This is a genomic window from Nonomuraea sp. NPDC050790, from assembly GCF_044456745.1.
GTDB lineage: Bacteria > Actinomycetota > Actinomycetes > Streptosporangiales > Streptosporangiaceae > Nonomuraea.
The window spans coordinates 62,580-74,956 of the sequence record NZ_JBITGF010000018.1 but is presented as its reverse complement, the minus strand read 5'-3'; the positions used below and the strand labels follow the sequence as shown (position 1 = coordinate 74,956).

Sequence of the window (12,377 nt, the reverse complement as noted above, 5' to 3'; positions counted from 1 at the left end):
CGGACCTACCGGTGGCCGATGACCAGGTGCTTGTCCCTGGTGCCCTGCCGTACCTCTGGGTCGTGGAAGCCGGCGGCCGTCAGCAGGGCCGCGAACTTCGACGGGGTCCGGTGCCTGCCGTCGGTCTCCATGAACATGACCAGGTTCATGACGGCCGTGGCGACGGGACCGGTCCGCCCGCGGTGAAGTCCAGGCGGCTCTCCAGGCCGTGGCGGCGGCGGGACTCCTCCAGGGGTGGCCGCACCTGTTCGAGGTCGAAGACGGTCGCGGTGAGGGCGGGCGCGCGCCGCAGCGCGGCCACGGAGAAGGGCCCGTTGGCGCCGCCCACGTCCACCAGGCGCCGGTGGCCCGACAGGTCGAGCAGCTCGGCCAGCTCGTGGGAGACGCCGAAGCTGAGGCCCCACATCGCGCTCACGAAGTCGCGGGTGGCCCGCTCGTCGCGGTAGAACCCGGCGTAGGCGCCGGCCGCCTTCCTGCCCTCGCGCAGGTGGTCGTCCAGGGCGGGCAGCCGGGCGAGCGTCTCGGTCATGAGGTGCTCGACGAAGCCGCCAACGTAGTCCGGCCCGCCCTTGGTCAGGTACGGCCGCGCGTCCGGTACGACCAGGAACCGGCCGGCGGCGTCGCGGGTGAGCAGGCCGAAGGCGGCCAGCACCAGCAGGACGCGCTCGACGGCGTCGGCGTCGAGGCGGCGGGCGGCGGCCACCTGCGCGGCGGTGGACGGGCCGTGGTCGAGCAGGTGGCCCGACAGGTCGTGGCGGATGGCCAGGTGGAGCGCGGGAGTGGCCACCAGGCCGTAAACGGCGGTCTCCATGGACATGAGAACCACGGTAGCGAGGGAGATCTCGCCGTAGATGATCCCTTTTAGCGCAAATCCGTGCTCACCCATGCAAGATATGCCGAAAGAGATGACTTCCCGCTGGATGTCGTCTTTTTCGTGTTAGGTGGCGTTCACCCGTCAGTCATGCACCTCAGTCAGGCTACGGGCGTCCCTCACCCTTGATCGACAGGGAGCCACCCCCGTGCGCAACCTCAACCGCCGCCACTTCCTCGTCACCGGCCTGGCCGCGGGAGCCGCCGCCGGGCTGCCCACCGCCGCCGAGGCCGCCACCCGCGGCAGGGAACCGGCCGCCAACCCCTTCACGCTCGGCGTCGCCAGCGGCGACCCCGACCATCAGGGCTTCGTCATCTGGACCAGGCTCGCCGTCACCCCCATGGCCGAGGACGGCATGGGCGGCATGCCCGCGCGCCCGGTCACCGTCCAGTGGCAGATCTACGCCGACGAGCGCGCCAGGCGCACCGTGCGCGCGGGCGTCACCCGCGCCGTCCCCGAGTGGGGCCACAGCGTGCACGTCGAGGTCGCCGGCCTCGCCCCCGGCCGCGAGTACTGGTACCGCTTCAAGGTCGGCCGCCACGTCTCCCCGCTCGGCCGCGCCCGCACCGCCCCCCACCCCTTCCAGTACGGCGGCGCCCTGTCGATGGCCTTCGTCTCCTGCGCCCAGTACGAGCACGGCTACTTCACCAGCTACCGCCGCCTGGCCGAGGAGAACCCCGACCTGGTCCTGCACCTGGGCGACTACCAGTACGAGTACACCAAGAACACCTACGTGATCCCCGGCGGCAACATCCGCCACCACGACGGCCCCGAGACCGAGACGCTGGCCAACTACCGCCAGCGCCACGCGCAGTACAAGGCCGACGCCGACCTGCAGGCCGCCCATGCCGCCGCCCCCTGGCTGGTGGTGTGGGACGACCACGAGCTGGACAACAACTGGGCCGACGAGGTCCCGGAGAAGCCCGAGATCCCGCAGCCGAACTTCCTGCGGCGCCGCGAGGCCGCCTTCCGCGCTTACTACGAGAACATGCCGCTGCGCCGCAGCTCGGTGCCGCGCGGCATCGACATGCAGCTCTACCGGCGGGTGCGCTGGGGCCGCCTGGCCACCTTCCACATGCTCGACACCCGGCAGTACCGCGACGACCAGGGCTGCGGCGACGGCTACCGCGACTGCCCGGCCGCCGTCGACCCGGCCCGCTCGATCACCGGCGCCCCGCAGGAGGCCTGGCTGCTGGACGGCTTCCGCCACTCCCGCGCCCAGTGGGACATCCTCGGCCAGCAGGTCTTCTTCGCCCAGCGCGACAACAACGCCGGACCCCAGAAGATCACCTCGCAGGACGCCTGGGACGGCTACGTGGCCTCGCGCCAGCGCATCACCCAGGGCTGGCTCGACGCCAAGGTGCGCAACCCCGTCGTGCTCACCGGCGACGTGCACGCGCACTGGGCCAGCGACCTGAAGCTGAACTACGACGACCCGACGGGCCCGTCGGTCGGCTCCGAGCTGGTGGCCACCTCCATCAGCACCGGCGGCGACGGCAGTGACTCCGACCCGCAGACGCACCCGTTCCTGAAGATCAACCCGCACCTGAAGTTCTACAACAACCAGCGCGGCTACGTGCTGACCAAGATCGAGCGCGACCTCATGACCGCGGACTTCCGCGTGGTGCCGCGGGTGCAGACGCCGGGCTCGGGCGTCCACACCAAGGCCACCTTCGTCATCGAGGACCGCGTCCCCGGCGTGAAGCAGACCTACCTGCGCCCGGTCGACCCCGCGCTCAAGGCGCTGGGCGAGATGACCGTCGAGGAGACCGTCCGCCTCGAGACCGAGCGCCCCTAGCCGTCGGACGCCCCGGCCCCCCAAGCCGCAAGGGGGCCGGGGCGTCCGGCTTCCTCCGGTTGGATACTTAGCTCAACTAAGTTAGTCTGGCTAAGTATGAGGGACGATTCCGAGACGCTGGCCGAGCAACTGTCGGTGGTCCTGCGGCACGTGGTGCTGCTGCTGCGCCGTACCGTCGCCGGCCAGCCCGTCACCAGCCAGCAGTACGCCGTGCTCGGCTCGCTCAAGCACGGGCCGCGCCGCATGACCGAGCTGGCCGAGGAGCACGCCGTCCAGCTCCCGACCATGACGGTCCAGATCAACCGGCTCGAAGAGGCCGGGCTGGTGGCCAGGGGCGGCGACCCCGCCGACGCCAGGGTCAGGACGGTCGAGCTGACCGGCGAGGGCCGCACGCGGCTGCTGGCCGTACAGCGCGCCAGGATCGCGCACCTCGCCCACGAACTGGCCGCGCTCACGCCGGACGAGCGCGCCGCCCTCGCGGCGGCGCTCCCGGTGCTGGCCAAGCTCGGCTGAGACGCACGAAGGAGAGTCATGTCATCCGGTGGCGGCATCCTGCGCCAGCCGATGTCCGTCTGGGCCACCGCGTTCGCCGCGGTCGTCGCCTTCATGGGCATCGGGCTCGTCGATCCGATCCTGCCCTCCATCGCCCAGGGGCTGAACGCCGGCCCCAGCCAGGTTTCCCTGCTGTTCACCAGCTACTTCCTGGTTACCGCCGTGGCGATGCTCGTCACCGGCTGGGTCTCCAGCCGGATCGGCGGCAAACGAACGCTGATGGCCGGCCTCGCACTGGTCGTCGTCTTCGCCGCGCTGGCCGGGACCTCCGGCAGCGTGGGCGAGCTGATCGGCTTCCGCGCGGGATGGGGCCTCGGCAACGCGCTGTTCGTCGCCACCGCGCTGGCCGTCATCGTCGGCGCGGCCAGCGGCGGCGCCGAGGCCGCGATCATCCTGTACGAGGCGGCGCTCGGCCTCGGCATCTCCCTCGGCCCGCTGGCCGGAGCGCTGCTCGGCGACTGGAACTGGCGGGCGCCCTTCTTCGGCACCGCCACGCTCATGGCCGTCGGCTTCGTCCTCATCGCCACCCTGCTGAGGAACACGCCCAAGCCCGAGATCCCGACCCGGCTCAGCGCCCCCATCAGGGCCCTGGCGCACGGCGGCCTGTCCACGACCGCCTTCACCGCGCTGTTCTACAACTTCGCCTTCTTCACCGTGCTGGCGTTCACCCCGTTCATCCTGCACATGTCGCCCTACGGCATCGGCGCCGTCTTCTTCGGCTGGGGCGTGCTCGTGGCGCTGGCCTCGGTGTTCGGCGCGCCGCCGCTGCAGCGCCGGCTCGGCTCCGTCAACGTCCTGCACCTGGCGCTGGCCCTGCTCGCCCTGTGCCAGCTCGGCATCGCGCTGTCCGGGCACGCGGGCGTCATCGTGTTCACCGTCCTTTCCGGCATCCCGATCGGGCTGAGCAACACCGTCTTCACCGAGTCGGCCATGGAGGTCTCCGACGCGCCCCGCCCGGTCGCCTCGGCCGGCTACAACTTCGTGCGCTGGATGGGCGGCGCGCTGGCCCCCTTCCTGGCCACCAAGATGGGCGAGGAACTCGGGATCGCGGTGCCGTACGTCGTCGGCGCCGCCTGCTGCCTGGTGGGCATGGCCATCCTGTACGGCAGGCGTCACCACCTGACCGCCCTGCGGCGCGTCGACACCGACCACGCCCTGGAGGACGCCGTGGTTGCATAGCGGGCATGCTCGGACACGCCATCCTGGCGGCGGGACTGGCGCTCAGCCCCGCCGTCGCCGCCCGCCCGGAGATCTCGGTCATGACGTGGAACGTCTGCGCGGGCACGAACCCCTCCTGCTCCCTGTACCGCCGCACCGCCCCGGAGATCGCCCGCGCCGTCGGCGCCCAAGCGGGCCGCGGCACCGACGTGCTGTTCCTCCAGGAGTTCTGCACCGGCGCGGACGCGGCGCTCGAAGGCTGGCTGGAGAACGCCACCGGCCGCGCCTGGACCGTGCGCTCGTGGGGGCTGGTCTCCCAGCGCGGCACGCCGTACGCCTGCCACCCCGACCTGCTCGGCCGCCCGCGCGGCGCCCAGAGCGTCACCGTCGCCGTCGCCGGCCGAGCCGCCTTCCACGCACACGCGCTGAGCTCGCCGCCCTGGTCGGTACGGCGGGCCGCGCTCTGCGCCGACCTGCCGAGGGTGCGCGCCTGCACCAGCCACCTGTCCGTAGGGCTGCCCTACGACGACCGGGAGCCCGGCGCGCCGTACCGGACGAAACAGGTGCGCGAGCTGTTCGCGCTCGCGACACCCGGCCGCACGCCCGTCTTCGGCGGCGACCTCAACCTGCGGCCGCACAGCCGCGCGCTCGCCCCCGTCTACGCGCGCCACCAGGAGTGCGACCCGCGGCGGCGGCCGACCATGCGGGCCAAGAAACTCGACTACCTGTTCACGACACGGGTGCTCGGCTGCCGCGTCGACACCCGCACCAAGGTCTCCGACCACCAGCCGCTGCATCTGCGCGCCGCCCTGTAGGAAGACGGCGGGCCGTCGTGGTGTTGAATGATGCGAACCCCGGACCATGACGGAAGGACCAGCGTGCCCACGATCGGTGTACTCGCCCTCCAGGGAGACGTGCGCGAACACGTCGCGATGCTGGAGGCGGCCGGCGCCCGCGCCATCCCCGTGCGCCGTCCCGCGGAACTCGAGGCGGTCGACGGGCTCGTGATCCCCGGCGGCGAGTCCACGACGATGTGGAAGCTGGCCGAGATCTTCGAGATGCTCGAACCCCTGCGCCTGCGGATCAAGGAGGGTCTGCCCGCCTACGGCTCCTGCGCGGGCATGATCATGCTGGCCGACCGGATCGAGGACGGCGTCGAGGGCCAGCAGACCATCGGCGGCCTCGACATGGTCGTGCGGCGCAACGCCTTCGGCCGCCAGGTCGACTCCTTCGAGGCCGACCTGACCTTCGCCGGCAGTCCCGTCCACGCCGTGTTCATCCGCGCGCCGTGGGTGGAATCGGTGGGTTCGAAGGTCGAAGTGCTGGCTACCGCGCCGCCGGGGGATAGGATCGTCGCGGTCCGCCAAGGGCCTCTGCTCGCGACATCGTTCCACCCCGAGCTGACTGGAGATGTTCGCGTGCATCAATACTTCGTGAACCTGGTAAACACAGTGAGGGATCATTAGCTGATGTCCGGCCACTCCAAATGGGCTACGACGAAACACAAGAAGGCCGCGCTCGACGCCAAGCGGGGCAAGCTTTTCGCGAAGCTCATCAAGAACATCGAGGTGGCGGCCCGGACCGGCGGACCTGACCCGGACGCCAACCCCACCCTCTTCGACGCCATCTTCAAGGCGAAGAAGAACTCGGTGCCCAACGACAACATCGAGCGGGCCCGCAAGCGCGGCGGCGGCCTGGAGGCCGGCGGCGCCGACTGGCAGACCATCATGTACGAGGGCTACGCGCCCGGTGGCGTCGCGGTGCTCATCGAGTGCCTCACCGACAACCGCAACCGCGCCGCCTCCGAGGTGCGCGTCGCGCTGACCCGCAACGGCGGCTCGCTGGCCGACCCCGGCTCGGTGTCGTACATGTTCAACCGCAAGGGCGTCGTGATCGTCCCCAAGAACGGGCTCGACGAGGACGACGTGCTGACCGCGGTCCTCGACGCGGGCGCCGAGGAGGTCAACGACCTGGGCGAGTCCTTCGAGGTCGTCTCCGAGGCCGGCGACCTGGTCCCGGTGCGCAAGGCGCTGCAGGAGGCGGGCATCGACTACGACTCGGCCGAGTCCGGGTTCCTGCCGACCATGAGCGTGCAGCTCGACGAGGACGGCGCGCGCAAGGTCTTCCGCCTCATCGACGCGCTGGAGGACAGCGACGACGTGCAGAACGTCTTCGCCAACTTCGACGTCTCCGACGAGATCATGGAGAAGCTCGACGCCTGACCCCTAGGGTGGTGGGCCATGATCCCGGCCCCTCCCGTCACGCGTCCGCCCGCCGCGCTCGGCTGGTTACTCCTGGCGCCCGCCGTGCTCGCGGCGGTGGCCTGCCTGGTCGTGCCGAGCGTCCACACCGTCTGGATGAGCCTGCGGACGAGCCGCCTGATCTCACGGCGCACCGACGAGTTCGTCGGCCTGGCCAATTACCTCACCGTGCTCGGCGGCGAGGGGTTCTGGCGGGCGGTGGTCTTCTCGCTGCTCGTGACCGTGATCCCGATCCTGGTCGCCGTGCTGGTGGCGCCCCTGCTGGCGCTCGCCCTGGACCTCGGCGGCACCGTGGTGCGGCGTACCGGGGCGGTCGTGCTCTCGCTCGCGGTCATCACCTTCTCCCCGATCGCGGTCGTGGCCTCCTGGACGCATGGGCTGCGCCCCGACGCCACGGGCCTTGACACGCTGGTCCGCGGGATGGCGGAGGGGGCGCCGCTGACGTTCCCGCTCCTCGTCGGCGCGATGACGTTCGGCGTGGTGTGCGCGCTTTCGACCCTGGCCTTCCTGCCCGCGTTGCGCGGCGGCACGGTGACGGTCTCGATGCTCGCCGTGGCCGCCCTGGTCGTGCTCTGCCTGCTCGCCGCCGGGCTGCAGGCGTTCACGTTCAGCTCGGCCCTGTCGCGGGGCGGGCCCGAGGGGACGCGGACGCTGGGCGCGTACATGGTCTTCGAGGGGCTGGCGGCGGGGCGGCTGGGCCCGGCCACGGCGGCGGCGACGCTGACCGGGCTGCTGCTCGGCGGGCTCGGCCTCGCCGCGGTGCTGCTCGTGGTGCTGGGCGGGATGCGCCTGCACCTGTCGCCCGGCGTCCGCGGGCGGACGATGCCGCTGGCGGGCGTGCTCGCCCTGACCGCCGTGACCGCCGCCGGGGTGGTGCTGGCCTGGCCGTGGCTGGCCGCGCTGGGCGGGGCGGAGGAGGCGCTGCCCGTGACCCTGGGGACCCACGTGCGGACCTGGCTGCCCGCCCTCGCCGGAGCGCTGGTGTCCGTGGGCGTCGCGTACGCGGCCGCGCTGGGCATCGGCGGCCTGCGCCCGCTGGGACGCCACAGCGAGTGGCTGCTGGTGCCGTTCGCGCCGTGGGCGCTGGCAGGGGTCGGCCCGACCGCGCTGGCGACCTGGACCTACGTCCGCGACCTCGGCCTCATGGGCACGTTCCCGGCCCTCCTGCCGCCCATGCTCGTCAGCGTGCCCGCCCTCGTCGTGCTCACGCTGCTCTGCCGCGGCCTGGCCGAACGCGCGCGGGCCGGATTCCTGCGCGGCGTCGTGCTGCCCTCGCTGCTCATGGCCGGAGTCCTCACCGGAGCCGTCACGCTCGTCAACGCCCAGGACGGCCTGTGGCCCCTTATGGTCTCGCCGCGGGCCGCCGACGCGCCCGCCACCGTCCTGCTGAGCCAGAGCCTCGCCTCCTACCGCGGCGCCGGCGTGGACGTCGCCGTCACCACGCCGCTGCCCGTCATGCTGCTCGCCCTGGTCGCCGTCGTCGCCGCGCAATTCCTCTACCTCGACCGGCTGGCGATCACCATGGGCCAGGAACGCATAGGTTTGTCCGGTGGACACACGTGAGCTGACCCTGGACGACCTCGACGCCGTCCTCGACATCCGCAAGCGCTCCTTCGGCCTGCTGTCGCCGGGCGAGCGCGAGCAGTGGCTCAAGGCCATGCCGCCGGTCATGGCCGAGGGCCGCTACCTGGGCGTCTTCGACGGCGAACGGCTGTCGGCCGCCGGCCGCATCCGCCCCTTCACCCAGTGGTGGCACGGACGGCCGCAGCCGATGGCCGGGGTCGCCGGCGTCACCGTCAACCCCGAGGACCGGGGCCGCGGCGTGGGCACGCTCCTCATGACCGCCCTGATCGACCGGGCCGCCGCGCTGGGCGACGCCGTCTCCGCCCTCTATCCCGCCACCACCCCCATCTACCGCTCGCTCGGCTACGAGCACGCCGGCGCCCAGAACCTCGTCACCCTGCCCACCGAGGCCCTGCGCCGCATCCGCCACTCCGGGCAGGTCAAGCTGCGCCGCATGGGCCCCGACGACGCCCCCGAACTCCTGTCCGTCCTCGGCCGCGCCCACGCCGCCTCGCGCGCCAGCGGCCCCATCACGTGGGACGAGCGCACCTGGCGCGTCTGGCTGGCCGAGGAGGACGACTTCCTCTACCTGGCCGACGACGGCTACGCCGTCTACCGCTGGTCGGAGGGCGGCATCGAGGTCGACGCCGTGGTCGCCGCCTCCGCCGAGACCGGCCGCGCGCTGTGGTCGCTCATCGGCAGTTCCTCCTCCATCGCCGCCCACGTCACCGCCGCCGTCGCCCCCGACGACCCCGTGCTGTGGCTCGTGGGCGAGCGCGCCAAGGAGACGGTCAAGCAGGTCCGCTGGATGCAGCGCCTCATCGACCTGCCCGCCGCCGTGGCCCGCCGCGGCTACCCGGCCGCGCTGTCCGCCTCCGCCGTCGTGCACGTCACCGACCCCCAGCGCCCCGGCAACTCGGGCGCGTGGCGCCTGGAGGTCTCCTCGGGATCCGGTACGGCTACCGCCGCCCCCACCGCCCCCGGCCCCCACCTGACGGCCGGCGGCATGGCCGCCCTGTACACCGGCGTCCCCACGGCCACGCTGCGCCGGGCCGGGCTCATGACCGGGCCTGACGACGCGGACGACACCCTGGACTCGGTGTTCGCGGGCCGGCCGTACATGCTGGACTACTTCTAGACGTATCGCCCAGCACCCCCGCCGCCCGCGCGTGTTCCCGGTGCGCGGGCGGGGGAACAGGGGTAGAGTTCCGTGCCGAACAGGTGTTCGGCGGTTGAGGGGGCTGCGGGTGCGGGTGATGGGCGTCGATCCCGGGTTGACCAGGTGCGGCCTCGGGGCCGTCGAGGGACGGCCGGGCGCCGCGCTCTCCCTGGTGGCGGTGGGAGTGGTGCGCACCTCGCCCGACGACGACCTCGGCACCCGCCTGGTCGGCATCGAGGAGGGCATCGAGCGGTGGCTCGACGACGTCCGCCCCGACGCGGTGGCGGTCGAGCGCGTCTTCAGCCAGCACAACGTGCGGACCGTGATGGGCACGGCGCAGGCGGCGGGCATCGCCGTCCTGTGCGCCGCGCGGCGCGGCCTGCCCGTGGCGCTGCACACCCCGTCCGAGGTCAAGGCCGCCATCACCGGCAGCGGCACGGCCGACAAGAAGCAGATCGGCGCCATGGTGACGCGGCTGCTGCGCCTGTCCGAGATGCCCAGGCCCGCCGACGCCGCGGACGCGCTCGCCCTGGCCATCTGCCACGTGTGGCGCGGCGGCAACCAGCAACGCCTCGCGCAGGCGGTGGCCAAGGCCCAATCCCACCGCCGCCGCCCCCAGCCCGGCATCCCCACCCAGCCCCGCCGCACCCCCACCCCGCCTTCGCCCACCCCGGGCACACCCACCAGCGCCCCGCCTCCGGCCCCCTCGGGCACACACGCGACCGCCCCGCCTCCGGCCCCCTCGGGCACACCCGCCAGCGCCCTGCCACCGGCTCCCACGGGCACGCCCACCAGTGCTCCGCCTCCGGCCCCCACAGGCACGCCCATCAGTGCTCCGCCACCCGAGGCCGCCGCCTCGTCCGCCTCGTCCGTCTCGCGTGCGCCGCGTGCCGATGCGGCCCAGCCCGCCTCGGCCGCCTCCGCCACTGCCTCGGCCGCCCTGTCTGACGGTGCCGGTGACGTGTCTGTCCCGTCGGCCGGTTCCGGGGACGGGCCACGGGGGGCGCGTGGCTCCGCCGGGTCGTCGCGAGGCGGTGTGACGGGTTCTGGCACGGCTGGGGGCGTGGGGTCTGATCAGGGCCTAGGCTCGGGGCCGGGTTCGGAGGGCACCGGCCAGAGCTCTGCGAGCCGTACCACCGGAAACCGGACCACTGGGAACCGGGCCACCGGAGGCCGTACCACTGGAAAGGGTGTGGGGTTGTGATCGCGTCCGTGGCGGGAAAGGTGGCGGCGCTCGCCCCGGACGGCGCCGTCGTCGAGGTCGGCGGGGTGGGGATTCTGGTGCACTGCACGCCCGGCACCCTCGCGAGCCTGCGGGTGGGGGAGGAGGCCAGGCTGGCCACCTCCCTGGTGGTGCGGGAGGAGTCGCTGACCCTGTTCGGGTTCGGCAGCGACGACGAGCGGACCGTGTTCGAGATGCTCCAGACGGCCAGCGGCGTCGGCCCGAAGCTGGCGCTGGCCATGCTGGCCGTCCACACGCCGAACGCGCTGCGCCTGGCCGTGGCCGGCGCGGACCTCAAGGCGCTGACCCAGGTGCCGGGCATCGGGCAGAAGGGCGCCCAGCGCATCGTCCTGGAGCTCAAAGACCGCCTCGGCACCCCGGAGGAGACCGTCAACGCCGCGATCGCCGGCCCGAACGCGGGCAAGCCGGCCTGGCGCGAGCAGGTCCACTCCGGTCTGGTCGGACTCGGCTACTCCAGCAAGGACGCCGACGAGGCGGTCGCCGTCGTGGCGCCCGAGGCCGACGTCGCGCTGGCCGAGGGACGCCAGCCGCAGGTGGCCGTGCTGCTCAAGGCGGCGCTGAGGGCGTTGAGCGTGCGATGAGCGACTGGGACGACCTGGGCGAGTTCGAACGCGAGCTGGTCGCGCAGGAGGCGGGCGGCGACGAGCACCAGATCGAGGCGGCGCTGCGGCCCAAGCGGCTGGCGGAGTTCATCGGCCAGGGGCGCGTGCGCGAGCAGCTCTCGCTGGTGCTCGAAAGCGCGCTCAGGCGGCAGCGCCCGCCCGACCACGTGCTGATGAGCGGTTCGCCCGGCCTCGGGAAGACCACGCTCGCGATGATCATCGCGGCGGAGCTGGGCGCGCCGCTGCGCATCACCTCCGGCCCGGCGCTCGAACGCGCGGGCGACCTCGCGGCGATCCTGTCGACGCTGGCCGAGGGCGAGGTGCTGTTCATCGACGAGATCCACCGGATGGCCCGCCCCGCCGAGGAGATGCTCTACCTCGCGATGGAGGACTTCCGGGTCGACATCGTCGTCGGCAAGGGCCCGGGTGCGACCGCGATCCCGCTGGAGATCGCCTCGTTCACGCTGGTCGGCGCGACCACCAGGGCCGGTCTGCTGCCCGCGCCGCTGCGCGACCGCTTCGGCTTCACCGCCCACATGGACTTCTACGAGGTGCCCGAGCTCGAGCAGGTGCTGGCCCGCTCCTCCCGCCTGCTCGGCGTCCACCTGCCCGACGACGGGGCGCACGAGATCGCCCGCCGTTCGCGCGGCACGCCCCGCATCGCCAACCGGCTGCTGCGCCGGGTGCGCGACTTCGCCGAGGTGCGCGCCGACGGCGTCATCACCCGCGACCTGGCCGCCGCCGCGCTCAACCTCTACGAGGTCGACGCCTGGGGCCTCGACCGGCTCGACCGGGCGGTGCTCGGGGTGCTGCTGCGCAAGTTCGGCGGCGGCCCGGTCGGCCTGTCCACGCTGGCCGTGGCGGTGGGGGAGGAGCCGGAGACGGTCGAGGTGGTGGCGGAGCCGTTCCTGGTGCGTCAGGGCCTGCTGGCCCGCACCCCGCGCGGCCGCGTCGCGACCGCCGCGGCCTGGACCCACCTGGGTCTCACTCCGCCTCCTGACGCGTTCGGCGCGCCCCTGTTCGGACCCGCGGACCTGTGACACGGTACGGCGTCCGCCCGGCCCGCCCCAGGGGGTCACAGAACGGTTGCAACCATTGCGAATTGGGAACTTCCCCGCGCGCCGAATCGCTGCCTCGTTGCCGCGTTTCGCAACAACCGCCTACACTCCG

General features: G+C 72.9%; 12 protein-coding genes and 1 pseudogene. 11 read left to right on the top strand and 2 right to left on the bottom strand.

Annotation, left to right across the window (positions count from 1 at the left end; genetic code table 11):
• Positions 1–5 precede the first annotated feature (5 nt).
• Together ACIBEJ_RS50380 and ACIBEJ_RS50375 are read right to left on the bottom strand one after the other, a co-directional pair.
• Positions 6–149, bottom strand: coding sequence for a hypothetical protein (locus ACIBEJ_RS50380; protein ID WP_397190175.1), 144 nt, complete (start codon positions 147–149; stop codon positions 6–8).
• Positions 146–817 (bottom strand): methyltransferase, encoded by a 672-nt coding sequence (locus ACIBEJ_RS50375; RefSeq protein ID WP_397190174.1) that lies wholly within the window; start codon positions 815–817, stop codon positions 146–148. The genes ACIBEJ_RS50380 and ACIBEJ_RS50375 overlap by 4 nt, the downstream gene beginning before the upstream one ends.
• A gap of 202 nt (positions 818–1,019) precedes the next feature.
• On the opposite strand from ACIBEJ_RS50375, the gene ACIBEJ_RS50370 reads away from it, so the two are divergent.
• The 11 genes and pseudogenes from ACIBEJ_RS50370 (at position 1,020) to ruvB (ending at position 12,247) form a co-directional block, all read left to right on the top strand.
• On the top strand, positions 1,020–2,669 hold the full coding sequence (locus ACIBEJ_RS50370) for an alkaline phosphatase D family protein (protein WP_397190173.1): 1,650 nt from the start codon (positions 1,020–1,022) through the stop codon (positions 2,667–2,669).
• A 96-nt stretch (positions 2,670–2,765) separates the two neighbouring features.
• The gene (locus tag ACIBEJ_RS50365) at positions 2,766–3,182 is read left to right on the top strand and encodes a MarR family winged helix-turn-helix transcriptional regulator (protein ID WP_397190172.1); all 417 of its coding nucleotides are present in this window, start codon (positions 2,766–2,768) and stop codon (positions 3,180–3,182) included.
• An 18-nt stretch (positions 3,183–3,200) separates the two neighbouring features.
• The gene (locus ACIBEJ_RS50360; protein ID WP_397190171.1) at positions 3,201–4,400 is read left to right on the top strand and encodes an MFS transporter; all 1,200 of its coding nucleotides are present in this window, start codon (positions 3,201–3,203) and stop codon (positions 4,398–4,400) included.
• A gap of 5 nt (positions 4,401–4,405) precedes the next feature.
• Positions 4,406–5,194, top strand: a complete 789-nt coding sequence (locus ACIBEJ_RS50355; RefSeq protein WP_397190170.1) for an endonuclease/exonuclease/phosphatase family protein — start codon at positions 4,406–4,408, stop codon at positions 5,192–5,194.
• Between the two features lie 30 nt (positions 5,195–5,224).
• Positions 5,225–5,845, top strand: a complete 621-nt coding sequence (gene pdxT / locus ACIBEJ_RS50350; RefSeq protein WP_397190233.1) for a pyridoxal 5'-phosphate synthase glutaminase subunit PdxT — start codon at positions 5,225–5,227, stop codon at positions 5,843–5,845.
• A gap of 3 nt (positions 5,846–5,848) precedes the next feature.
• A complete protein-coding gene (locus ACIBEJ_RS50345; RefSeq protein WP_397190169.1) occupies positions 5,849–6,601 on the top strand; it encodes a YebC/PmpR family DNA-binding transcriptional regulator in 753 nt (250 codons plus the stop codon).
• 18 nt (positions 6,602–6,619) lie between these two features.
• Positions 6,620–8,203 (top strand): hypothetical protein, encoded by a 1,584-nt coding sequence (locus ACIBEJ_RS50340; RefSeq protein ID WP_397190168.1) that lies wholly within the window; start codon positions 6,620–6,622, stop codon positions 8,201–8,203.
• On the top strand, positions 8,190–9,341 hold the full coding sequence (gene eis, locus ACIBEJ_RS50335) for an enhanced intracellular survival protein Eis (protein ID WP_397190167.1): 1,152 nt from the start codon (positions 8,190–8,192) through the stop codon (positions 9,339–9,341). Before ACIBEJ_RS50340 ends, eis begins: the two co-directional genes overlap by 14 nt.
• A gap of 109 nt (positions 9,342–9,450) precedes the next feature.
• Positions 9,451–9,954, top strand: a pseudogene (gene ruvC / locus ACIBEJ_RS50330) (crossover junction endodeoxyribonuclease RuvC); the annotation flags it as partial.
• Positions 9,955–10,562: 608 nt separating this feature from the next.
• Positions 10,563–11,186, top strand: a complete 624-nt coding sequence (gene ruvA, locus ACIBEJ_RS50325) for a Holliday junction branch migration protein RuvA (RefSeq protein ID WP_397190166.1) — start codon at positions 10,563–10,565, stop codon at positions 11,184–11,186.
• A gap of 14 nt (positions 11,187–11,200) precedes the next feature.
• Positions 11,201–12,247 (top strand): Holliday junction branch migration DNA helicase RuvB, encoded by a 1,047-nt coding sequence (gene ruvB / locus ACIBEJ_RS50320; protein ID WP_397190232.1) that lies wholly within the window; start codon positions 11,201–11,203, stop codon positions 12,245–12,247.
• Positions 12,248–12,377 lie beyond the last annotated feature (130 nt).